The organism is Paenarthrobacter sp. TRD_SC_7 (genome assembly GCF_056156245.1).
This window is the reverse complement of sequence record NZ_CM149587.1, coordinates 1,566,038-1,590,586: the sequence shown is the minus strand read 5'-3', so window position 1 is coordinate 1,590,586 and position 24,549 is coordinate 1,566,038. Positions and strand designations below refer to the sequence as shown.

Annotated in this window: 17 protein-coding genes; 3 read left to right on the top strand and 14 right to left on the bottom strand. The window is 61.4% G+C overall.

Translation table 11 applies throughout. From position 1 onward, the window contains the following. Positions 1–145 precede the first annotated feature (145 nt). Positions 146–1,054 (top strand): phosphatase PAP2 family protein, encoded by a 909-nt coding sequence (locus AC0J5Z_RS07745; RefSeq protein ID WP_475038557.1) that lies wholly within the window; start codon positions 146–148, stop codon positions 1,052–1,054. A 127-nt stretch (positions 1,055–1,181) separates the two neighbouring features. On the opposite strand, the gene AC0J5Z_RS07740 is transcribed toward AC0J5Z_RS07745, so the two are convergent. Then, the gene (locus AC0J5Z_RS07740; protein ID WP_475038556.1) at positions 1,182–1,454 is read right to left on the bottom strand and encodes a hypothetical protein; all 273 of its coding nucleotides are present in this window, start codon (positions 1,452–1,454) and stop codon (positions 1,182–1,184) included. Between the two features lie 205 nt (positions 1,455–1,659). On the opposite strand from AC0J5Z_RS07740, the gene AC0J5Z_RS07735 reads away from it, so the two are divergent. Beyond that, a complete protein-coding gene (locus tag AC0J5Z_RS07735; protein ID WP_475038555.1) occupies positions 1,660–3,015 on the top strand; it encodes an acyltransferase family protein in 1,356 nt (451 codons plus the stop codon). A 101-nt stretch (positions 3,016–3,116) separates the two neighbouring features. Here the strand turns inward: AC0J5Z_RS07735 and AC0J5Z_RS07730 are convergent, their stop codons facing one another. The 13 genes from AC0J5Z_RS07730 to AC0J5Z_RS07670 all read right to left on the bottom strand — a co-directional run bounded on the left by AC0J5Z_RS07730 (position 3,117) and on the right by AC0J5Z_RS07670 (position 23,837). Next, positions 3,117–5,864: a S8 family serine peptidase gene (locus AC0J5Z_RS07730; RefSeq protein WP_475038554.1), complete on the bottom strand. Its 2,748-nt coding sequence runs from the start codon at positions 5,862–5,864 to the stop codon at positions 3,117–3,119. 302 nt (positions 5,865–6,166) lie between these two features. Next, positions 6,167–8,929: a S8 family serine peptidase gene (locus AC0J5Z_RS07725; protein ID WP_475038553.1), complete on the bottom strand. Its 2,763-nt coding sequence runs from the start codon at positions 8,927–8,929 to the stop codon at positions 6,167–6,169. A gap of 257 nt (positions 8,930–9,186) precedes the next feature. After that, positions 9,187–12,003 carry a S8 family serine peptidase gene (locus AC0J5Z_RS07720; RefSeq protein ID WP_475038552.1) on the bottom strand — a complete coding sequence of 939 codons (2,817 nt, stop codon included), beginning with the start codon at positions 12,001–12,003 and terminating at the stop codon, positions 9,187–9,189. A 204-nt stretch (positions 12,004–12,207) separates the two neighbouring features. Continuing rightward, positions 12,208–13,425 carry an MFS transporter gene (locus AC0J5Z_RS07715; RefSeq protein ID WP_475038551.1) on the bottom strand — a complete coding sequence of 406 codons (1,218 nt, stop codon included), beginning with the start codon at positions 13,423–13,425 and terminating at the stop codon, positions 12,208–12,210. A 132-nt stretch (positions 13,426–13,557) separates the two neighbouring features. Further along, positions 13,558–15,423, bottom strand: a complete 1,866-nt coding sequence (locus AC0J5Z_RS07710; RefSeq protein WP_475038550.1) for a cell wall anchor protein — start codon at positions 15,421–15,423, stop codon at positions 13,558–13,560. A 98-nt stretch (positions 15,424–15,521) separates the two neighbouring features. Beyond that, a complete protein-coding gene (locus AC0J5Z_RS07705; protein ID WP_475038549.1) occupies positions 15,522–16,679 on the bottom strand; it encodes a hypothetical protein in 1,158 nt (385 codons plus the stop codon). Positions 16,680–16,751: 72 nt separating this feature from the next. After that, entirely contained in the window at positions 16,752–17,624 is an 873-nt protein-coding gene (locus AC0J5Z_RS07700) for an MBL fold metallo-hydrolase (protein WP_475038548.1), read from the bottom strand. 94 nt (positions 17,625–17,718) lie between these two features. Then, positions 17,719–18,381, bottom strand: coding sequence for a hypothetical protein (locus AC0J5Z_RS07695; protein ID WP_475038547.1), 663 nt, complete (start codon positions 18,379–18,381; stop codon positions 17,719–17,721). 42 nt (positions 18,382–18,423) lie between these two features. Beyond that, on the bottom strand, positions 18,424–19,980 hold the full coding sequence (locus AC0J5Z_RS07690; RefSeq protein ID WP_475038546.1) for a polysaccharide pyruvyl transferase family protein: 1,557 nt from the start codon (positions 19,978–19,980) through the stop codon (positions 18,424–18,426). Between the two features lie 382 nt (positions 19,981–20,362). After that, the gene (locus AC0J5Z_RS07685) at positions 20,363–22,420 is read right to left on the bottom strand and encodes an acyltransferase family protein (RefSeq protein WP_475038545.1); all 2,058 of its coding nucleotides are present in this window, start codon (positions 22,418–22,420) and stop codon (positions 20,363–20,365) included. A 276-nt stretch (positions 22,421–22,696) separates the two neighbouring features. After that, complete coding sequence (locus AC0J5Z_RS07680) at positions 22,697–23,107, bottom strand: GGDEF domain-containing protein (RefSeq protein ID WP_475039620.1); 411 nt, start codon at positions 23,105–23,107, stop codon at positions 22,697–22,699. Then, complete coding sequence (locus AC0J5Z_RS07675) at positions 23,077–23,451, bottom strand: hypothetical protein (RefSeq protein ID WP_475039860.1); 375 nt, start codon at positions 23,449–23,451, stop codon at positions 23,077–23,079. The genes AC0J5Z_RS07680 and AC0J5Z_RS07675 overlap by 31 nt, the downstream gene beginning before the upstream one ends. Before the next feature lie 8 nt (positions 23,452–23,459). Next, entirely contained in the window at positions 23,460–23,837 is a 378-nt protein-coding gene (locus AC0J5Z_RS07670; protein ID WP_475038544.1) for a hypothetical protein, read from the bottom strand. Between the two features lie 269 nt (positions 23,838–24,106). Here AC0J5Z_RS07670 and AC0J5Z_RS07665 point away from each other — a divergent pair, with 269 nt between their 5' ends. Next, positions 24,107–24,508, top strand: a complete 402-nt coding sequence (locus AC0J5Z_RS07665; RefSeq protein ID WP_475038543.1) for a DUF7793 family protein — start codon at positions 24,107–24,109, stop codon at positions 24,506–24,508. Positions 24,509–24,549: the final 41 nt, after the last annotated feature.

The following is a 24,549-nucleotide window of genomic DNA, read 5'->3' as shown; positions in this document are numbered from 1 at the left end:
CTTCCCTAACACGTGTTAGGAAGCCTAAACCTCACGCCTAACACGTGTCAAGCGTCACAGGAATGTTGCAGAGGCCTCACTTCGGCCCGCCACGCTCAAGGGGACTCACACGAGCCACCCAGAGAACTGTGGCAGTCTAGTCAGAATGAGTTCCCAGCAATTCCGCACCAGCGGGAGGTCGAGCAAACGGCCGCTTAAAGGACGCGACGCAGGCGCCGGCACAGGCTTTCTGTTCTGCCTCGCCACGATTGCCAGCGCCGTGGGCTTGGCTGCCACGTACTACTTCTTTGTGCGCACCACGGCAGGCCAGTTCATCGACGAGTCCGCACTAGTTGAAGCCACCGTGCTGGGCGGAACAGCCGGCAGGGCCTCCACCGACTTCCTGGACATGCTTCCCATGCTCTCGCTGGCTATTGCCGCGATCATGGTGCTCTTCGTGACCGTCGCACGCCGCCGCTGGACTGCTGCCGGAATCGCTGTAGCAGCGTGCATCGCCGCCAACGCTGCCACCCAGATCCTCAAGCTCCTCATCCCGGACAGGCCCGACCGCGGCGTCCAGACACTGGAACTGAACTCACTCCCCTCCGGGCACACCACACTTGCCGCCTCCGCTGCCGCCGCCGTTTTCCTGATGGTTTCGCCCCGCTGGCGGCCCCTGGCAGGCTTCCTTGGCAGCACCTTCGCGGTAGCCACGGGCGTCTCCACTCTTATCAACCAGTGGCATCGCCCGGCCGACGTCGTGGCCGCCTTCCTGGTGGTGGCAGCCGTCATGCTCCCGGCAGGCTGGCTCATCCTCCGCACAGGCAACAGCTGGAACGTCTGGAAGGGGTACGGCGAGCACTGGGCCGCCTCGCGCCTGTGGGTCTGGCTCACTGTTGCGGCGCTTGTGATCGCCGGCTTCGTGGCGGCCTACTCATTACTGCAGGTGCCCGGCCTCAGCACAGACAGCACCATCGACTACTTCTGGGCCGGCACTGCCTTCATTGTGATCGCCGGCTACCTCTCAGCCCTTGGCGGCACGTGGCTCTTCGGCCTGGCGGCGCGCAAGAACTAGCGCGCTTTCTCGGTGCGCGGCGCACCCGTACGCGCACCACGCACACGACGGCGGCGCTCCGTTACGCGCCCCGCGCACCAGCTGCTATAGGGGCAATCGGCGCCAAAGAGTGAGAAGGTGCGAGAGCTTAGTCCTCCGGACCAACCGAGTCGAAGAACTTCGGCTCTTCCGCAGATGCAGCCCCGCGCCCCCGGGCCTGCTCGTGAATGAAGTGCCGATCCTCGTCCGTGAGGTGCGTGCCACCGTGCCCATCAACGCCATCATTCTCCCCCGTTTCCCCATTGATGATCGCGGTGACTGTCCGCGGCACAATCATGGTTCCCGGGTTGTCAATGAGCCATTGCTGCGTGTCCGGAGAAAGCTGGTCCCAGAATTCTTTGATGTGCACAACTATCAGCACTGCCCTTCATTGGTGGGGTGGATTCATGGAATGCGCCATATGCGCCGGAGACTCGGGTATCGAGGTCTTTTCCAAGGCTACGCCCGCCATGCCGATCCTGACCCGGACGCAGCAACTTTTCTGAGGATTACTTCGACCGTCCGTTCTGCATGCGCTACTGTTAGTCCAATCGATGGATAAATGCTGTTTAGCCTCAGGAGCCTCCATGTCATCCACCCTCAGGTCCGCCTCGCGCCGAAGCAAGGCCCCAGGTGTCGCCGTTCCCGCTTCCCGCGATGTGGTGGTCGACTTCATCCGCGTCGCGTGCATGTTTGCCGTGGTTGCCGTCCACTTGCTCATGATGGGGATCAGCGTGGACGAGTCCGGCATCGGCGTGGGCAATCCTCTGACATCCCTGAGCTGGTTTGCCCAAGGGACGTGGTTCGGCCAGGTCATGCCGCTCTTTTTCGTGGTGGGCGGCTTCGCGTCGCTGACATCGTGGCGCAGCCTGCAACGCAAGGGTGGAGACGCCGGCGACTACCTCAGGAACCGGGTGCTGCGACTGGTCCGGCCCACAGTTGCGTTGTACATCTTCCTCGCTATTGCGCTGTGGAGCGCGACGGCGGCTGGTGTCCCCGCTGATCTGCTCGCCGTTATCGCTGCGGGCGCCGGCGTGCAGCTGTGGTTCCTGGCCGCGTACCTGATCTGCCAGGCCATGGTTCCTACGATGGCCCGGTTTCACGAGGCGGCGCCCTACCGGACCATCGCAGCGCTGGCTGCGGGCGCCGTCGTCGTTGATGTTCTTCGTTTGGGTTTGGAGCGAAACCCCTGGGGGTTCGACTCAAACCCGATCGGCCTGCTGAACATGGTTTTCGTATGGGGCCTTCTGCAGCAGCTGGGGTTCTTCTACGCCGACGGGTTCTTTGACCGCGTCGCCAAGTGGAAGCTCGTTCTTGCCGCCGCCAGCTGCTACGCCGCGATGGTTCCGCTCACGCATGCTGGACCGTATCCCATGGACATGCTGACCAGCCAGAATCCGCCCATGTTCCCGCTGATCCTAGTGGGACTGGCGCATATTCTCTTGGTAAAAGCCGCGTATCCGGTGCTGCAGCGATGCGTCCACATCGGCTGGGTGCAGAAGGTGATGTTCGTGGTGGGGAGCCGGGCAATGACCATCTACCTGTGGCACCTGCCGCTGATCATCGCCATGTTCGGGCTCGCGCTGGTCCTTCGCCTGCCGTTCCCCGAGCCCGCCAGCACCGAGTGGTGGCTCAGCCGGCCGCTGTTTTATGTGGCTGCGTGGGCACTGGTGCTCTTGGTCTCAACCCCGCTGGTCCGGCTGGAACTCGCCAGCACTGCGCTGGCGCCCGGTGCGGTCCGGCCTGCTATGTGGCGCATCGCTGCCGGAACTGTCCTGGCCATCATCCCGCCGTACGTGGTGATGAGGTCGGCGCTGGACGTTGTAAATGCGACGTGGGGGTTGGTGCTGCTGGTAATCGCCGTAGCACTGGTGTCCGGTAAGGTTCCCGACCGGGTGTGGAAGACCCCTCGGGCTGTTTCATCGGGGTCAGTGGCTTCCTGACCTTCTTTAAAGGCCGGACGGCCGCAGAACAACCTTGTGGGGTTGTTCTGCGGCCGTTGTTGGTTCAATAAGGGTCAGATGCAGCGGCCCCAAACGGACAGCTATGGCATGCGGTAGAGGAATGCTGCCATGGCGTCGCGGTTGATTGGCGAGAGCGGCTTGTAGCTACGCGAGCCATTAGCTTCCAGCCAACCTGTGGAAATTTCCATTTCCAGCATCCAGGCCATTTCCTTGTAGAACTGCTGCGTGGTGAGCACATCCTGGAATGGTGACGTATCGGGCTCCTGGAAGTCCGGCTTATCAGCCAAGCGGTAAAGGAATGCCGCCATGGCATCGCGGTTGATCGGGGTCAAGGGTCTGTAGGTTTTGGACCCATCGCTTTCGGTCCAGCCCGAGGAGATTCCCTTTTCCGCCAACCAGGCCATCTCTTTGTAGAACTGCTGGGTGGTGGATACGTCCTTGAACGGGGACTTGGCCGGTGCAGTGTAATTCGGGGAACCGGCGATGCGGTAGAGGAAGGCTGCCATCGCATCGCGGTTGATCGGTGTCAGCGGCCGATAAGTGACGGACTTGTCCGCTTCAACCCAACCCTTGGAGATTCCTGCGTCAGCCATCCATGCCATTTCCCGGTAGAACTGCTGAGTTGTCAGCACATCCTTGAAAGGCGATACGGCGGGAGGCACGAAGTCCGGGCCCTTGGCGCTGAAACGTTCCGTCCATTCCGCCGTTGAACCAGCTTTGAGGGCGTAACCGTCTTTGGCTGCTGCCGTGACCGTTATCCGACCCGTGGCCGGATGCGTCCCCGCTGTAACTACCCCACCTGCGACGCGATACTCAACACCCTCCGTTTCAGGGATGGTGTAGGTGTCCTGGTCGGTGTGGGGGGCGTCCAGGAACTCAACTGCCCCGGGGGTTACAGCCTTGTCAGCCGGCAGAACTGCAGCAGTCGGCTCGCTTGTCAGGGACTCCGTCGCGTAGCCAAGCTTGGTGCCCGTCACTGTCACGGTGATCGTCGCGCCGATATCGGTTCCCTTGACGCTGTATTCGGAACCTGTAGCTCCGTCAATCGCAACACCGTTGCGCTTCCATTCGTATCCAAGGGCTACCGGAGCCGGCCCCCAGGGCTGCACGTCTGCTTTCAAGACACTGCCAACGTAGGCTGGGCCGGTGATCTTCGGGGCGACGGAGTAGATGTCCGCAGGGGTTATGGGAGCTGTGGGGGCTGAGGTTGCCGATACGCTCGAGGCATACGTCTTTTGTCCGGTTACCCTCACCGAGATGGCTGCGCCTGCGTCTTCGGGAGCAAGGATGTACTTGTCAAGCATTTGATAGGGAATGGGATCCCCGTTGCGCAGCCATTGGTAGCTGTTGGCTATCTGGCCGGGGGTCCAGTTTCCCGGATTGGCTGTCAGCATCCACCCGACCTTAGTTTCACCAAAAATGGTGGGCGTTCCTGGAGTAATGGGTGCTACATCTGCAGCGAGCATTTTGAGGGCGTTGTCGGCGTCCACTAAACCTGCCCCACAGTTACATTCGTAGACCGGCCGGGCTGTCTCCTTCATTCGGTACTCGATGTCGGCGGGTGTCAGCGCGGGCAGCTTGGAGTACATCATTGCGGCCACCGCAGCTACATGCGGGGCAGCCATGGAGGTGCCTTCTTTGAGGTAGTAGTCCTCCGTCGTGGCTATGTCCAAACCAGCGTTCAGCGTTGACACGATGCCGTCGGCCCCGGAGAACCTCATGTCGCCACCCGGAGCAGCAACATCCACATTCACACCGAAGTTGGAATAGTAGGCAGGGTTGCCGTCCTTCTTCGTCGCTCCAACCACCAAGACGTTCTTGCAGTTCGCGGGCCTGACCTGCGATGCGTCAATGTTCTCGTTGCCCGCAGCGACTACTACGGAAGCACCCTTGCCGCGGGCAAAATCTGTTGCGTTCTGGTACGAGGCCGGGCAAACTCCGCGGCCGCCGAGGCTGAGGTTGATAACGCGTGCGGGATTGGCGTTTGCCGGGACTCCGGCAACAGTTCCACCGGCGGCCCAGACGATCGCGTCGGCGATGTCTGAAATGTAGCCGCCGCAGATACCCAAGGCTCGAACTGGAAGGATCTTCGCCTTGGGTGCTACGCCCGCAACGCCCTTGCCATTCCCGGCAACCGCACCAATGATCCCCGCTACATGCGTTCCGTGCCACGAGGAGGCTTCGGAAGGCGAGCCGACGCCGCACTGCCCGTAGTACGTCCCGTCGCCTTCATCACGCGGGTTTGAGTCACGGCCGTTGCCGTCGCGGGCGGTTTCCGGCTCGCTGATCATGTCGTAGCCGGGAAGGACGTTCGCGTTCAGGTCGCTGTGGCTCAGGATGCCGCTGTCAATAACCGCAACCACACTCCCTTCACCTTGGCTTACATCCCAGGCACCAAGTACGCCCATGCCACCGTTACCTGTGCCGTGCGCCCACTGAAGGTTGTAATAGGTGTCATTAGGCGAGGCCGCAAACGGCCGCATGATGGAGTCCGGCTCGGCGTACTCAACGCTCGGGTCAGCCGCCAGGGTGGAAACGAGCTCGCTGGCTTCCGCAAGGGCGAGTTTCCGGTCAGTCCTTACCACCTCTTCGCCCGTGGCCATAGTGCGTACAGCTTGTACAGGCACTCCCACGGCACTGGCCGCCCGGCCGAACGACGACTTCCGGTCGGCGGATTGGATGCCGTCCCGTTCCTTGAACTTCACGATGAACTGGTCAGTCGGAATTTCCTCGGAAACAGTGGACATCGCACGCGGTGCCGCGCTGGGCATTGGCGCCGGAGTGTCATCGGCCACGGCCGGAAGCGCCGGGAGAGCGGCTCCAACCATCGCAATAATGCCAGCAAAAATTACTTGAGAGCGCACACTGGCTCTCCGTCGGATCTGCATAAAACAGCGCCCTCTACTCAAACGCCCCATGAGCGCGGAAAAATGGCCGCGAGAGTGCGGCCAGCATGAGTTTAGCCACAGTTTGGACTTTCCTGCGAAATCGCTGTGAGTCTTCCACCGTTTGGGGCGAGGCGGCTTGACCCTCTTGGAGATGGATACCGCAGCAATCCAACTTCTTTAGGTTTCAGAGGCTCTCTTGAACAGCCAAGAGAGGTCAGGAAACAGCGACCCCAAACGGACAGCTATGGCATGCGGTAGAGGAATGCTGCCATGGCGTCGCGGTTGATGGGTTCCAAGGGCTTGTACCAGTAGTTGTTCTCCCCCATCTGCCAGCCAGAGGAGATCCCCGCAACGCTCATCCAGACCATCTCCTTATAGAACAGCTGGCCAGAGTCCAGATCCTTAAAGGGTGCAGAGGCCGGTGCTTCGTAGTCGGGCTTGTTCGCCAACCTATACAGGAAGGCGGCCATGGCGTCGCGGTTGATTGGAGTCAGCGGTTTGTAGAAACGCGAACCGTTCTCGGTCCATCCGGACGAAATGCCGGTTTCTGCCAACCATGACATCTCCTTGTAGAACTGCTGCGTGGTTGCAACGTCCTTGAAGGGGGACTGCGCAGGAGGTGCGTAGTCCGGCGAACCGGCCATGCGGTACAGGAATGCCGCCATTGCGTCACGGTTGATGGGCGTCACGGGCCGGTAGGTGACGGACTTATCCGCCTCAACCCACCCCGTGGAGATCTTCCGGTCAGCCAACCAGGACATCTCCTTGTAGAACTGCTGGCTGGTGATGACGTCCTTGAACGGCGAAGCCGCAGGCGCAGTGAAGTCCGGTCCCTTGCTGCTGAAGTAGGCCTTCCACTCGGATGCGGCACCGTTGAGCAGTGCCCATCCGTCCTTGGGCATCGCAGCAACCTTGACCTGCCCGCGGGCAGTGTAGGTGCCGGCGTTCACCGTTTTACCGTCAATCTGGTAATCAACGGACTCGGACTCCGGGACGGTGTACTTGTCATCCGCCATATAGGGGGCCTCCGTGAAGACCACCGGCTCCGGGGCGACTGCTTTGTCCGCGGGAACCACTGCGGGTGTCGGCTTACTGAACATCTTGGACAGCCCGTAGAGGTCCTTGACTCCGAGCACGTCTGCCGAGATTGTCTTGCCTACGTCCTCGCTTGTCACGGTGTAGGTGGCAAGACTCGATAGGTGATGTCCTGTGGTGCCCGGGTCATTTCGCGTCCATGTGTATCGCAATTCGACGGGAGCAGGTTCCCATGTACCCGGGTCAATGGTGAGGGTGCTTCCAACGTAAGCGGAGCCGATGATGGTCGGGACGCTCCCTGTCAGGGTCCCCTGCCCTACTTGCTGGGTTGCCTCGGACGTTGCCGAAACGGCGGGGACGTACTTTCTGGCCGCGGTCACTGTAACCGAGAGCGCAGCGCCGAAATCGGATTCCTGTGCGGTGTAGCCCTGCGTAATGGCCCCTGGAATGGCGATACCCCACCGGTTCCACTGATATGTCCACTCGGCCGATTCCACATTGGTCCACGTCCCATGTTCGGCAACCAACGATTGACCTACAGCCGCTTCTCCAACAATGGTCGGCGTCCCGGCAACAATGGGAGCCGCGTCCGCTGCAACCTGCTTGACGGTGGCGTTGGCGTCCATAAGGCCGGCCCCGCATCCACCGGTGCAACCAGCCATGGAACGGGCATTGGCTTTGAGTCGCTGCTCAACTTCGTCAGGGGTCAAAGCCGGGAGTTCGGCCACCATCATGGCCGCAACGGCAGCTACGTGCGGGGCTGCCATGGAAGTACCGGACTTGAGGTAGTAGTCCTCAGCGGTGGCAGTATCCACACCACGGTTGAGGGTTGAGACGATGCCGTCCAGCGGGGCCTTGGTCATGTCCCCGCCGGGAGCGGTGAGGTCAACGTTTGCGCCGAAGTTGGAGTAGTACGCCTTGCTGCTGTCCCGGGTGCTTGCACCTACCGTGATGACATTGCTGCAGTTCGCCGGGCTAACCAGGGACGCGTCGATGTTCTCGTTACCCGCCGCGACCACCACGGTAGCCCCCTGGTTCCGGGCGAAGTTCAGGGCATTCTGGTAAGTGCTGGAGCAGGACGCACGCCCACCGATGCTGAGGTTGATGACCCGGGCAGGGTTGGCATTGGCAGGGACTCCGGACACGGTGCCGCCTGCTGCCCACCTGATGCCATCCGCGATGTCGGAGCTGTAACCCCCGCACGTCCCGATGGCTCGGATCGGCACGATCTTGGCCTTAGGGGCAACGCCGGCCATACCTTTGCCATTGTCCGCAACGGCCGCAATGATGCCGGCCACGTGGGTTCCGTGCCATGAAGACTGGACGCCTGGTCTTCCGGCGGCGCACTGTCCGTTGTAAGTGATATCGCCTTCGTCGCGGGCATTGGCGTCACGACCGTCGCCATCACGGGCAGTCTCAAGATCGTTGATCATGTCGTAGCCCGGCAGGACGTTGGCGTTCAGATCGCTGTGGTCAAGGATGCCGGTGTCGATGACGGCAACGGTGCTTCCTTGACCCTGGTTGACGTCCCAAGCACCCAGGACGTTGATGCCCCCGGCACCGGTTCCCAGGCCCCACTGCATGTTGAAGTAAGTGTCGTTGGGAGCGAGTGCCAGCGGCTGCATGATGGTGTCCGGCTCGGCGTATTCCACGCTGGGGTCCGCGGAGAGGGCAGCCACCAGCTCGGTGGCTTCTTCAGCCCCAAGCTTCTTGTCAGTTTTGACCACGTTTTCGCCGGCGGCGGTGGTTCGAACGCTCTCAACGGGCGATCCCACAGCGCTGGCCGCGTCGCTCAAAACATCTTGGCGATCGACGGACTGGATCCCAACCCGTTCCTTGAACTTCACAATGAACTGGTCCGTGGGGACCGCTGCGAGGTCCGTAGTCACCGGCAAGGGTGCCGCGCCGGGAAGTGGCGGGGCGGCGTCGTTGGCTGATGCAGGCAAGGCAGGCAGAGCTGCGCCCACCATGGCTACAACGCTCAGAAGGATTAAACGAGAACTAACCACGGCTTTCCGCTGGTTACGCATGTACAGTCGCCCTTTACTCAAAACGCCCCCCAAAGAGCGCTGAAAAATGGCCGCGATGAGCAGCCAGATCGAGTTTAGCCAGAGAGTTGAGTTTCCTGCGAATTCCCTGTGAGTCGTGCCTGCCAGGTGCGGCAACGCCGAGGGCCGGCTGCAGAAAGTCTGCAACCGGCCCCGGTTGTTTATTGCTTTTAGCGACGCTACGGCATCCGGTAAAGGAAGGCTGCCATGGCGTCACGGCTGATAGGTGACAATGGCTGATAGGTGCGGCCACCGTAAGCGTCCGTCCACCCAGAGGAAATCTTCATTTCGGACATCCACGCCATCTCTTTGTAAAACAGCTGGTAGGTCTGGACGTCCTGGAATGGGGACACGGAGGGAGCGCTGTAATCGGGCTGGTTTGCCAGCCGGTACAGGAAGGCAGCCATAGCGTCACGGTTAATCGGTGTCAGGGGTTTGTATAGCCGCGAACCATCGGGCTCCGTCCATCCCGAGGAGATACCGGTCTGAGCCAGCCAAGCCATTTCCTTATAGAACTGCTGGGTGGATGTCACGTCCTTGAAAGGTGACTTGGCCGGAGGTGTGTAAGCCGGTGAACCAGCCATCCGGTAGAGAAAGGCCGCCATCGCGTCACGATTGATCGGTGCCAGAGGACGGTACGTGACGGACTTGTCCGCCTCAACCCACCCCGTGGATATTTTGCGGTCAGCCATCCACGCCATTTCCTTGTAGAACTGCTGCTTGGTCAGCACATCTTTGAAGGGCGATACCGCGGGAGCTGTAAATGCCGCGCCCTTGAAGCTGAAGTAAGCCGCCCACTCTGTGCTGGCACCGTTGGCCAACACGTAGCCGTCCTTGATCTTGGCTGTTACCCTCGTCTGTCCCCTTGCGGGGTAGGTTCCAGCAGGGACGGACACCCCTCCTACCTGGTACTCGGTGCCGGTGGACTGCGGAATCGTGTACTTGTCATCCGCTACGTTGGGAGCTTCAGTGAAGACGACTGAAGCCGGGGTCACAGCTTTGTCTGCCGTAACCACCAGTTGCGTAGGATCACTCGTTTTGATCGAGTCGCTGTAGCCCTGCTTTGCTCCCGTAACCCGCACGGTCAAAGACTTGGCGGCATCAGCATCTACTACTGAATAGCTGGTCCCCGTGGCTCCCTCAATGATCGTTCCTGCCCTGTACCACTGATGTGACAGCGCTACTGGCTCTGGTCCCCAGTTTCCTGGATCCACCGTCAGCACATTCCCAACGTAGGCCGAGCCCGTGATCAAGGGAATGCTTGAGGACAAGGTCCCAGGCTTGATAGCGGCAGTCGGGGCCGACGTGGCCGAGACTGCGGGGACAAACCTCTTGCTGGCCTTGACCGTGAAAGTGAGCGCCGCACCCAGATCTTCCGGCTGCAGCCAGTACTCGTAGCCGGTTGCTTCGGGAATCGCGACACCATTGCGATGCCACTGGAGTTCCCAATTACTCAAGGCTGCGACACCCCAGGTTCCGGGCTCTCCCCAGATCGGGTGTCCTACTGACAGCTCGCCGTAGATGAACGGTTTGCCAGCGACGATGGGGGCGGCTTCCGTCTGGATGTCCCGCAGCGCCTGGGTCGCGTTGACAAGTCCTTGACCACAGCCGACACAAGTAAGCGGCCCGGCCGTGTCCTTCAACTTCTGTTCCACATCCGACGGCGTCAATGCCGGCAGTACCGACAACATCATTGCGGCCACACCTGCAACGTGGGGAGCTGCCATGGATGTTCCGGCTTTGAGATAGTAATCCTCGGTGGTAGCGCGGTCAGTGCCGTTATTGAGGGTGGACACGATCCCGTCAAACGGATCGACGCTCATGTCGCCTCCGGGTGCCGTGAGGTCCACGGCCGTGCCAAAGTTTGAGTAATACGCCTTACCGTTCGCCTTGGTGCTGGCGCCTACTGCAATGACGCCGCGACAGTTGGCTGGACTCACCCGCGAGGCATCCACGTTCTCGTTGCCTGCCGACACCACTACGGAGGCTCCTAGTTCGGCGGCGAAGTCCACTGCATTCTGGAAAGCCCTGGGGCACGTGCCTGGGGCACCAATGCTGACGTTGATAACTCGGGCCGGATTCTCATTATCCGGAATTCCCTCCACTGTCCCTCCCGCTGCCCAAGCGATGCCTTCAGCAATGTCGGAGAGGTATCCACCGCATGTGCCTATGGTGCGTACGGGCACCACTTTGGCTTTGGGAGCCACGCCGGCGACGCCTTTTCCATTTCCAGCTATGGCGGCAACGATGCCTGCAACGTGCGTTCCGTGCCAGGAAGACCGTTCGGCAGGCTCCCCGGCCACGCACTGTCCAGCTGTTGTAGCGTCGCCTTCATCTCGAGGGTTCGAGTCCCTGCCATTCCCGTCCCGGGAGACGGCGGGGTCGCTGATCATGTCATAACCCGGGAGGACGTTGGCGTTGAGGTCCGTATGGCTAAGAATTCCGCTGTCAATGACAGCAACCACGCTGCCCTGACCCTGGTTGATATCCCAGGCCGTTGGTGTGTGAATGCCCCCAGCGTAGGTCGTTCCCAAGTTCCACTGGATGCCAAAATATGTGTCGTTGGGCCTGACGTCCTGAACCCGCATGATGACGTCCGGCTCGACGTACTCCACGTTGGGGTCCGCAGCCAGGGCTGCAACCAGCTCGCCGGCCTCGTCAGCGCCCAGCTTTCTTTTCGTCTTTACCACTTCACCAGAAGCTGTGGCGCGCACGCCCTCCACTGCTACGCCTACAGAGCTTGCCACCCGGTCGAGCGAGGACTGTCGATCAGCGGACTGGATGCCGGCACGATCCTTGAACTTAACAATGAACTGGTCCGTCGGAACCACAGCGGCTGCCGGGGCAAGTGTAGGCCCGGCTGCTGCGCTGGGCATTGGCGGCGTGGGAACGTCAACTGCCGCGGCGGGAAGGGCTGGCAAGCCGGCTCCGACCATCGCGATAACGCCCACAAGGAATACTTGAGAGCGCACGCTGGCTCTCCGTCGGTTCTGCATAGACAGCGCCCTCTGCTCGTACGCCCCCAAGAGCGCGAAAAAAATGGCCGCGATAGTGCGGCCAGCATGAGTTTAGCCACAGTTTTTAGTTTCCTGCGAATTTCCTGGGAATTTCTCAGAAGCTGGATTGCAGCTCAACCTATTCGGGTTTCAGACCCGCGATTACTGTCGCGAGATTGGGGCCTGGAAGGGCGCCCTAAACGGCTAGTAGTTACGACGGTGCTTCAGTCGAGGAATTGCGACGGCGAACACCGCTGCCGCTGCAAAGCCCAGTACACCTGTGGCCCAGACGCCCGCCGACAACGAGATTGCAGCCGTCAGCCCGGACAACAGCACAGGTCCCCCGGTGCCGCCCGAATCGGCCATGAATCGCCAAATACCCAGGAAATGGCTCCGCCCGTTGTCCGGCGAGAAGTCAGCGCCAAGCGTCATGACGAGCCCTGAGCTAATGCCATTGCCGAACCCGATCAGCAAGGCGACCAAGAGGAGCGGGACGAACCCGGCAGTGAAGGGAACCAAGATCAACGCAGTTCCCATGATCAACGTCGACGGGATGGCCACCCATTGCCGCCCCTTCCTGTCCATGAGTTTCCCGGCAGGGTAGAACACCAGCATGTCGATCGCTCCGGACAAGCCGAAGATCAAGGACGCATGTGTGGCATCGAGTCCCAGATGGTCCGCCCACAGCGGGATCACCACCTGTCGTGATGCCCGCAAGGCACTCAACAGGAGGATGCCGAACCCCACCGTCAGGAACACCCCGGCATGGGAAACCGCTACGCTCCGCAAGCTGGACGCCGGAGGTCGAGGACCGCCGTCGGCCGCTTTCGGGGCGACCAGATCCGGGATGGTGAGCGACAACGCAGCGGCAGCCATCATGCCACCGAAGCCCACCCAGTACGCGCCGCTGATCCCGGCGAACTGCATCACGCCAGCGCCCACGAATGGCCCGATGAAGAGGCCGATCCTGGTGACGCCGCCCAAGGTCGAGAGGGCTCGGGCGCGGAACATGACAGGGACAGCCTCGGTGAGAAACTTTTGCCGCGCGAGGTTGAAGACGCTGGCCGACATGCCCACCAAGGTCATGGAGGCGGCCAACAGCCAGAGTCCATGTTCCATTTGCGGGGCGAACGCTGCCGCGCCGAGGGCAATCGCACCCACTGCGCCGGCTCCGACGATCGACCACCGTTCGCCGAACTTCTCGGTGATGATCGACGCCGGAATATTGAAGAACCAGGAGCCCAACCCGATCAGCGTCACGATCAATGCCGATACCGCCACCGACGCGCCGAGGTCGCGCGCCGAGAGCGCAATAACTGGTAGGACAGCCCCCTCACCGAGACAGAACAGCACAGCTGGCCCGAAGGCCGGTAGCGCGACGCTGCGAAGGCTGAAGTTTTTGTCTGCTTGGGTGGTGGTCATCCCTTTCATCCTAGAACTGCTGCGGGTTCACCCATGCCAGTGCGTGCCTGTTACCGCGCGGCGCGCGGTTGTTGCGGCTCCGGGAAGTCGGAGCCGCAACAACTACATGCGAAGTGAGATTACTTCCCTTGCCTAGCGGCGGTTAGCTACTGCCTTCCGGCGACCTGCTGCTGCGAGCACAAACCCCGTCAGGAGCATGGCGCCTGCCCAGAGAACCCAGGTTCCGTTCAGTCCCGTCATAGCCAAAGTGTTGGCGCTTCCGACGGCGGTGGAGAGTGCCGCGGTCAATGCACCCTGGGTGCTACCAGCGGTTGCAACGGTGCCGGCTTGGGTGCCGCCCGCTGTGCCGGCTCGGGTGCCGACAACTGTGCTTGCTTGGGCGCCGACGCCCGTGCTGGTTGAGCCTGTCACCGGAACGTTGGTGTTGGTTTCGCCACCGGCGTTAAGGCCACCACCGGCAGGCGGGTTGATTGTCGGCGGGTTGATAACGGGCGGGTTCACGACCGGAGGAGTGACAACCGGCGGGTTCACGACCGGAGGAGCAATAACCGGCGGGTTCACGACCGGAGGAGCAATAACCGGCGGGTTCACGACCGGAGGAGTGACAACCGGCGGGTTCACGACGGGCGGCGTCACGGTACCGACGGAGCCGCCACCAATGCCTACCGAAGTGGAGCCAACCGTCACGGGGGCCGTAACCGGGATAATCAGCTGAGTGCCGGAGAGAAGTCCGTGGTTACCCGAAGTGGTGCTGCCAGGCGTGGTTCCCGTCGGAGCAGTTCCGCCGGAGGTGCCAGTGTTCGTGGCGGAAGAGTCACCCAGCAAACCAGCCGACGTCGAACCCAGGTTCACCGGAGCGGTGATCGGAGCAACCACCTGAGTTCCCGAACCAACACCATCCGAACCCGAAGTGGTGCTGCCAGGCGTGGTTCCCGTCGGAGCAGTTCCCCCGGAGGTGCCAGTGTTCGTGGCGGAAGAGTCACCCAGCAAACCAGCCGACGTCGAACCAACGGTTATGGGAGCGGTGATCGGAGCAACTACCTGAGTTCCCGAACCAACACCATCGGAACCCGAAGTGGAAGCACCCGACGTAGTCGGAGCAGTTCCGCCGGAGGTGCCAGTGTCCGTGGCGGAAGAGTCACCCAGCAATCCAGCGGAGGTCGAACCCAGGTTCACCGGAGCGGTGATCGGAGCAACTACCTGAGTTCCCGAACCAACACCATCGGAACCCGAAGTGGTGCTGCCAGGCGTGGTTCCCGTCGGAGCAGTTCCGCCGGAGGTGCCAGTGTTCGTGGCGGCAGACTCCCCGCCAAGACCCACAGCAGTGGCTCCGACGTTAACAGGGACCGCAATCGGAGCCACTACCTGAGCGCCGGACGCGATACTCTCTCCCCCCGACGTTGTTGCCTGAGCCGGCGTTTGGGCCGGAGCAGGAGCTGTTGCTGCTGATGAAGCAGTTGAGTCACCAAGCACACCGGCCGACGTCGAACCCACCGTGATGGGCACCGTCACCGGTGCCACCACTTGGGTTCCCGAGGCGATACCGTCAGAGCCGCTGGTGCTGGATGCCGGCGTCGAACTTGTTGCCGCTGCTGGAGCGGCAGGTGTGGCTGAGCTCGTCGCAGTGGAGCCCCCCAGCAGACCCACTGACGACGAGCCCAGGTTTATGGGCACCGTAACCGGGGCGACAACCTGTGTCCCGGAGCCGATGCTGTTTGAGCCGTTGGTGCTGGCAGCCGGTGCTGTGCCCGAACCAGCTGCACCCGAACCTGCAGCAGCTCCCGGCGCGGACGTCGTAGCTGCTGAATCCCCCAACAGTCCAAGTGATGTTCCGCCGACGCTGATCGGCGCTGATGCAGGCGCTGCCACCTGTGTTCCGGAAAGGAGTCCATCCTTCCCGCTGGTGGTGTCCGCGGCGTTTGCCGCAGTCGCGCTGAGGACAATCATGCCCCCGGCAAAGCATGTGCCGATGAGGCACTTGCGTAGGGTTGTATTCATTGTGATTCTCTCCTGAAGGCCTTGTTCCCAAGGACGTCCGAGTGACGGATCGCCCGAATGACCGTTTGCCGCGAATAGCTGCGCGGCCGGCTTGGGAACTAGTCAGGAGAGGAGCCGGGGTCGAAGCACACCGGCTTTGGATGTTGTTCAGCATCGGCCGATTCCTGGCCGGGAAGAGCGTCTACGGGAATGATCAGTGCACCATGCAGGAAGGCTGCCGCAGGGCTTGGCGGACCGTTTTGGGAGTTCCCGGAACCAGCTCCCGTGAGGCCGGCGGGTACTGCTGGAGGGCCGGAAGGCAGCTCCGAGGGCGAGGCGGGATCGGCGGCTGAGGAGGCGCCGCCGAGAACCGCAGTAATCCCTGTCGGACCGAAGTTTCGGTTGGGTACCATGAACGCTGAAGCGCCAGCGGCCACCCCAGGTGGGGTCGCACGGAAGTTCAAGGTGCTGGGCTCAGGAACCGTTGCGTCCGTGGAATCTACGACGCCGGTAGTCACCAAGGCGTCGGCGTCCGCCATAGCCGGGACAACAATTGCGTCAGAGCTCGGCACGGTCGGAACCTCGGTAACGGGCGTGGTGGCCGGCGGTATGGTGACCGGAGGCGCGATGGCCGGCGGCATCGTAACTGGCGGGGCGGCCACAGGCGGGATAGCCACTGGCGGAACAACCACAGGCGGGACGATGGCTTCGACGGGCGGCAGGACGGTGTCCGCCACGCCGACAATCGGATCCACAATCGGGGTTACCGCGTCCGTAACAGGTTCCAGTCGAACGGGTTCCGCTGCTTGATTGACCGGCGGAACAACAACGTTGACCGTGTGGTCCACAGCGTCAGTGGCCGGAACCACCACGGTGTTCACCACAGTCCCGGTGGTGTTCGGAGGAACCACTTGGTTGACCACCGGCACGGCTGAAACCACGTGATCCACGGTGCCGCCGACGCGCTGCACTATGGGTGTCACCGCCGGCACATGCACGTTGATCTGCTCCGCCGGTACTATTCCTTTGACGACGGCCGGCAGCGGTACGTTCGGCACCGGAATGCTGACGGACGTGGAGGACGTGACACTGCCCAGAAGGGTTTTGTCGGAGGTTCCAGTGTCTGCACTCGCGGCTGAAGCGGAGAGCGCCATCCAGATTGCAGTGCCAGCGCCAGCGACCATGACAGAGCGGAGAATGCTGGTAGCACGCGGGAAAACGCGTGAACCCTTCATCTCGACACCCCCAGGTAGTCGCGAACCGATGATCGCCTTCATCCTAGGACGGGACTAAGCGGTTAGTCCATGGCTGGGAGTAAACAAGATGATTAATTTATAAGTAACCTTCTTTTATGACGGATAAAAGCCGGTCTTTTCCGGTCCAAAGTCCGGAGTGCCCAGAGATGAACGTCCGTGGGCGTTGGTTTCCTGAAGCCTCTTGATGAACCAGCGCGATTGTTCCGGGCCGTACGGCAGCACAGGAATAGCCTTGGTGGCGTCGGACGGCATGTCGCGAATGGACTGGGTTGCCTGCCGGACCGCCGTGCTCATGGTGTCAGCCATGGTTTTGACGAACTCATCACTGACGGGCTTGCCGTGGCCCGGGACCAGGAATTCGTAACGGTGACGCAGGGCCGAGATATGCCGCAGCGCATCCGCCCATTCCTCCGGGTAGGAGTCTTCGAACGACGGATGCGCGCCCTGTTCAATCAAGTCGCCCACATACAGCGTGGAGCTGGTGCCAACAAGGAGGTCGCCGTCGGTGTGTGCACGGCCCAAGTAAAAGAGGGTAGCGGTGATGCCGCCAAGGTCAACCAGGACAGGCTGATCGTGGACGAGGGCGTTGGGGACAACGATGTCGACGGCGTCGCCCTCCCCTGCTGCCATCTCAGGCTCGTTGGTGGCCACGAAGCGTCGCTGGTTGTCGGCGTCGCGTTCTATAGCCGCCGCACAATTGGCGTGCGCCCAAAACTCCGTGACGCCGTCGTCGGCAAATACTGCGTTGCCGAAGAAGTGGTCGTAGTGTGCGTGGGTGTTCACCACAACAAGCGGAAGCTGGGTCTTTTCGCGAACGGCAGTGAGGATCTCCCGGCCTTGGCGCGGGCCGCAGCCGGTGTCGATGACCATGGCGAGCTCTGAGCCCACCACTAGCCCGGTGTTGAGTAACGATCCCTCGGTTTCCAAGACGTAGTTGTCCGGTCCGAGTTCTAGCCAAGCTGACAATTCGTGCTCCGTATCCACTGCAATCCGGCGATGTTCAGGCCTCTACTCTACCCACGTACCCCGTACGAACGCTGGAGCTGGCGGTTTCGGGCCCTTAATCCGGGTTGGTATTGCCCGGCATCCTAACTGCCGTGGATTCCAGAAAACGTCCCGTCTGAACGAACTCGCGAATCGTGTAAGCCGCCCCTACTGCGCCAATGATCACAACAATCGCGAATATCAACGCCAACACCACCGTGTCTTCCCTTAATGAGAAGTTGATGCACTGTGGCAAAAGGATCAGCGTGTTTACAGGTGACAGCAAGACCAGGAAAGCCAGATTCTTGCGCAGCTGCACCGCTGCGCCACGTGCTACAACGAGGTGCTCATCATTCAGGGGAACCCTGCCGGAGATCTGCCGCCGAATATACTTCTGTTCACTGTTTTCCAACGAAATCAGCACGCCCAGGGTCCCGGCCTCAATCCGTGGGGAAATCCTCTTGGCGTTGTAAACGAAAGCACCAATGAAGGCACCCAGGCAGGCCAACAGGCTGCCGAACAGGACGTACTGGACCCAGCTTCGTACTGAATCACCGAATGCCCAGCGCGCGACTACAGTCCCCACCGCTGTCAGAAGAATGAAGCCAGCAGGAAAGTAGCGCGTGTAGTACACCTTCAGGGCATCGCCAACTCCGTGGTCCGCCAGACCTTGTGCTCGTTTGCGTGCCTTAGCCCAGCGATCGTTCGACGCCGAAATGAGATCGTCAATGCCGCTCATGAAATGCCCCCCATGAGCTCCATCATGAACCATCCAGGGGGTCTACCGCCGGAGCAGCTTGAGCTTTCGGCCAGCACGCACCACCAAGGAGGACTTCAGCGACTGAAGCTCGTCCTGGAGGTGGTCGCGTTCAGACTCCCTTGCAGCGAGCGCTTCCGTGCGTTCACTCAGTTCGCCCAGCAGCCGGTCCCGCTCCTCTTCCACAGCGCCGAGGCTTCCACGGGTGTCTTCCAGGACGTGGGTCAGTCCAAAGAGCTCTACCGACTGGTGCCCGATGTGCAGCTCATTGTTGGCTGTCAGCTTGGCCACGGACGGATGCTCACCGGATGCGAGTTCGAGGAACGCCGGTTCCGGGCTGACAAGGACTGGTGCCTCTGGCCTGGCGTCCTTCAAAGTCTCGACGACGGCGTCCCACCAGGCGCGCTGGAAGTCACCATGCGTCGGGCTGAGTTGCTTTAGGTAGGCACTGATGTCGTCGCGGCGGGACCACAACTGATCTACGTACGCGTCGAATTCCGGAGTGGCCAGGTGCCGCAGGGAACGCATGGTGTGGCCGAGGCCCCAGTTGGCCAGCGCGCCGCCGATCCGGACCTCGCCGTAGTAATCCACGGCGATGCCCAGACACGGAACGCCCGCTGACAGTGCGAAGACAATCGGGTGGTACCGGCTCGCCACCACAATCTCGGCCTGCATTGTCAGCGACGCGGATTCCTCCGCGGACAGCTGACCGCAGACCACCACGTTCTCCGTGTGCATCCTCCGCCGGATGTCCTGGTGGGTTTCGACGTCAATGTCCGCCTGGACCGGGTGGGACATGTGGGGGATCATTACAACGTCCAGGTTCCCGGCGTCGGCGATTCTGTCCAGCACCTCAGCAATGCGCTGGTTGAAAGCGTCCTTGTCCAGGGCGCCGGTACCAGGCGCGAAAGTGGCTACCAGGAATGGTCGGCCCCGTTGGGGCTTGTAGGTGGTTTGGTCCGATTCGCTGCCCGTTGCAGGGGCGTCGTCGACCTCAAGGAAGCTCGCGTCGTCGAGCGTCAAGCCCACGGGCACGCCCGCGTCCCGCATCAGGTCCCAGGACGTCTGCTCGCGGACGCTGGTGAGCGTCGCTGAGCGGAAAAGCTCGACCACTGTGTCGTAGTCGGGTCCCGTGAGGACAGGCCCTACGGTCTGTCCGGAAATGACCAGCGGCTTACCCAAAGCATTGGCAATGGCTCCAACAGCCGCCCGCTCGTAGAGCAGCCAGCCGTAGGGCGAAGTCATGTTCCCGCCGCCGGCGATCACCACGCCGTCGCAAGTCTTCATGGTCTCGATGAGCGCATGGACCTGATCCTCAGCGGGGAGGGCAGTCATGTCGCCCGCGAGGATGGCTCGGATTTCACGGAGGTATGTCTCGCGCCTGTGCGGAGGCCACGGGAATTCGAGTGTCTTCACCGAGGAAGTGCCGAAAATTCGGGTGCTCTGCTCCGGATCCCGGGACAGCAGGACAATGTCAGAAACTCCCCTGGCGCGTAGTTCGTCCACCACGGCGTGCGTCATGGCTTCGTCACCTACGTGATAAACGGGCTGACCAATGTCTCCAAGAACTACAACTCGCACGATGCTCCGGTGTTAGGACGAAACGGGCAGCTTTCAGCGTACCGGGTCTTTGGAAGTCGCCCGATTCACCATTCGTTCATTGCAGCGAGCCGATGCCCCACCCAGAAGTAGCCGATGGTGGCTTGTGGGGTTGGGGAGCGAACGGGCATAACAACGAATTGATGGTTCCAGGCGCGTTGGGTGATGGAACGGCTACTAACCGGCTCTCCGCGATTCGTCTCCAGAGGCTTGAAATCAGGACTGTAGTGGTCCCGCGTCGGAGGCATCTGCGACGGCCACAACACCGGAGAGGCCATATATCTCAGGCAGCCCTTCGACTCCCCTGGCACCATAAGACACCGAGTGGGAAGAATTCGAGCAACACGGCATGTCCGTCCGGGGGTCACGGGCGCGGAGCGGTGTCCCACCTTTGGGCCAACATGTCGGTCATGGTCCGGACGTATGTTTTGGTGAGGTGGTTGTCGTCGAGGTAGACGTAGACGTTGCCGACGATTCCCGGGCATGTTTGCCCGTCGCAGATCAGGTCTGTCATGTCCAGGATCGTCAATCCTGTGAAGATCCCATCCAGTTGTTTGAGCGGGTTGTTTTCGGCGAGTACCGAGGACTGGGCCGGGCGGCAGTCGGGGTTATCCGCGCTGGAGGCTATCGCGCATTCACTGGGGCTGAAGGAGAAACGGGGGTTGTCCCGCATGGCGATCACTTTCACGCCTTGGTCGGTCATTTCCCCGACCAGCTCGTCAGGGCCCCAGGTGAGATCTTCATCGGGGGAGTCAGGGAGGGCTTCGGTGCCTACCAGGAAGACGGTATCGGGTTTGTGAACGCGGATGTGTGCGCGGAGTTCTTTGTTGAAGGTGTTGCATTCGTCCCCGTACTCCGGGTTCTCCGTCATGAAGGGACATGCCCCGAATGTGAGGGCTTGGACACGCCAGTTGTTTTGTTGTGCCAGTGGCCCGATCGCTCCAAGCCACTGCTGGGCATGGGAATGTCCGACCACCAGTACAGTCTTCTCCGCAGTGTTCCCTATATCGTTCTGTTGGCAGTTCTCAAGGAGTAGCCGGTCTGCTGGTCGAAGCTCCCCGGTGCAGGGGCCACCAAGGGACGCCCAGTCCTCCGGCAATTGCTCCGGTCGTGGCAACGTCCGGGCGTTCTCCTCCACCTGGTTTTCGTACCCGGGAAGCAACGCCGCCGCTCCAGGATTGTCCTCCGGCCTCTGGGATTCGACGGCGTTCTTTTCCATCTGTTGCTGGTAGGCGAACACCACCATCGGGGACGATCCGACCGCGAGGCAGAGAGCGACGGCGAGGACCAAGCGGCGTTGGTTGACTTCCGGCCACCGCCAGGAGCGCAGCGGCCGTTCGACGAGACGGGTGGTTAGATATGCCAGAAGCAGCGACAGACCAATAATCACGGCCCCGGTGATGCCGTCAGCGTGGTCCTGGCCGAGCCAGATGAGAGTAAGCACCAGCAGCGGCCAGTGCCACAGATAGAGAGCATAGGAATTTGCGCCCAACCCCACCAACAACTTTGATGCCAGGAACCGGTCAACGCCGAAACGGCTCCCCGACTGCCCCGCGGCGATGACGGCGACCGCGGCAAGGGTTGGCCACAGCGCCACGAAACCCGGAAAAGCCGTCTTGACCTGCAGGACCATGCCGCAGCTGAGCATGGCCGCAACACCCACCCAGCCAAGAATGATTCGGGCATTCACTCCGGGTTTCAGGTACGGCAGTACCAACGCCACCAAGGTGCCCAGGGCAAATTCCCACAGACGGGCGACGGTATCGAAATACGCTAGTTCCTGATGAACTGCGGTGAAATAGACCGAGTACGCCAGCGAGGCAAGGAAAATGACACCGAAAACCCCCAGCAGCACGGCCCGGTAGCGCAGCCCGAAGCGCCGACACACTAAGGCGGCCGCGACAAATATCGCCGGCCAGAGGATGAAGACCTGGCCCTGGATGGACAGTGACCAGAAGTGCTGGAAAGGACTCGCCAGGCTATGGTCCGCGGCGTAGTAATTAACCACCTGTCGCTGGAGCAGCCAGTTTTCGTAATAGAAGAGCGAAGCCCATCCCTGGCTGACGACCTCGAACCAGCGCGTGCGAGGAACGATGATGAAGGTTGCCGCCAAGGTGCCGGACAGAACGACAACCACGGCGGGCAGCAGCCGCCAGAACAGATGCAGCCAGTGCCGGACCAACGGCACTGAACGGCCGTGCTCGTAACGGCCCACGAACTGCAGGGTCATCAGGAACGCCGAGATCAGCAAGAAAACATCCACGCCACCAGAGACCCTGCCGAACCAGACGTGGTATGAAACCACCATCAGCACTGCCAAGGAACGCAGACCCTGGATCTCCGGCCGAAAGCCTGGTCGCCCCTCCTCGCCAAGTAGGCGCTTGGGGCTCTCAGGCGAGACAAGGTCCTTGGTGATCGTCATCAACGCTCTCCCTGCCTTCTAATCAGCGTCCATGAACGCGCCGGACCGGCCAACCGGCGGGATGGCTTCTTCCCAAATTTACTCAGAATTTCTCAAGATCAGATCAATTCTTTGAAGATGTCCCAGGCCGTGACGTAACAGGGAGGTGGCTACCACTCAAGACTGGGCCTAATGGACTCCCATCGAGCTGACAACGACTTGACTGGTCGCTCCCATGGCAGCTGAAGGCAGGGTTGCCGTGGAATCCAGGAACTCCCATCCGCCCATCAGGCCCACTCAGTTGTCGTGGGCTGCCCGGTTCCGACCGGCGGTTTTAGCCCGGTAGAGGGCCGAATCCGCAGATGCGATCATCTCTCCCAGGTCGGCGGCGCCGGCCTTATTGGAGGCGATTCCATAGCTGACGGTCGGGTATCGGATGTTCCTTGCGGTGCTACGACTTGCGAAGTGGTGGCTTATTTCCTCCGTGAGCGACTCGGCATGGACCGGGTCGGCGCCGGGCAGGAAGATGACGAATTCTTCTCCCCCGTATCTACCTACAAGGTCAGGGGACCGGATTCTGTCGGTACAGGCGGCCGCGAAACCTTGGAGTACCTCGTCTCCGGTCGGGTGTCCATAGCTGTCGTTCACGTCTTTGAAGTTATCAAGATCGGCAAGGATCAGCGTGGCCGTGGCGGGTCTGAGGCGCAGACGGGCCAGGTCTTCGGCGGCGAGGTGCAGGAACGTGGTGCGGTTAAGGACCCCGGCAGGCCATCCCGGTTGGCCCGGTCGCTGAGGTCTTTGGTGAGTTGTTCGTGGCTGAGCGCAGTCATGCTGAAGGAAACGAGGACGAGCAGGGCCATGGTGAGAAGCGTGGTGGGGGCAGAACCGAAGTAGGTGAGGAACACCGGTCCGCTGGGGCCTTCGGTCAGGAAAGCAAGCCACCGGCCGAAGTAGTAGGCAGAGAGCACTCCGGATGAGACCGCCAAAGGGTGGTAGAGGCGGGAATCGCCGGGCCAGTGCTGCCACAGTTCCCGGGAGGCCAGGCCAATCATTAGCGACATCATGGCGAGAAAGACCGGGCCGCCGGACCAGTCTTGGTGGCAGGGTGATCGAGCGCAGAGGCTATGAGGGTTGCGGCAGGAGCCAGGGGTGGCTTCCCCCATGGCGTTCGGCGGGTCCTCAGCGACCGTGATGCGGACCAGACACTGGCGGCACCGGCGACCAGCAGTGTGTTTCCCAGCGGGTTCGCCCATATCTGGTGGACGGTGCCGTCCAAGAGATAAGCAGTGGACCCGCCCAGGAACAGGGACAATGCTGCGCACCACCAAATGCTGTACGTCGAACGGGTCGAGCGGAACGTTACTGCGAAGAAAAGAATAAGCAGCATAAGCGCGACGACACCGAACGCCACCCGCAGGGTGGTGGTATCAAGCATCATTGGGCCCGGCTCCTTCACCTCGGTCCAGCGGTACCTCGTCGAGTCAGTATCGCACCGGTTTGCTGTTAGGCGCACCGCACCCCGGATCCTTCTGCCCCAGACATGATCGGATGCTTCGTCAACTACACCTTGGGGCACAGGGCGGCCGCGCGCTGACAGTGGCAGTAGTTCCCCGTAGCCTTGCTATGGACTGACCACCGGCCCGCCCGATGACGTAATCTTTCAAGGCATGACCGGCCGACCACCTTGCGCCGGCATTGGAGGTAAAGATGGATCAGATAGTTCTCGACGACGGTGTAGTCCGTCTTGAAGACGGCTCTCTCCTGCATCTGGTATGGAACCACGGAGCCCATATTGAGGCCTCAAACGCGCGCGCGGCCATGGAAGCGGTCAATAAGATCGCGGCGGGAAGGAAATACCCGATGCTGGTTGACATGGCGGCAACAAACTATGTCGATCATCAGGCCAGGGACGTCTTTGCCGAGCCATGTGCTGCCACAAGGGTCGCTTTGGTGGGCGCTGATCCTGTTGATCGTGCCCTTGTCGCCTATCAGCTCAGTGCTGGCTCAGTCCCTTGCCCTACCCGGTTCTTCACCTCCAAAAGCGAAGCCATGGAGTGGCTTCACGAAACAGATTCTTGGAATGGTGACCAAGCCCCGGCCGCGTCCTGACGGCCGCGCCTTTCCACATCCTACGGTCTTCCCGCAGCAGT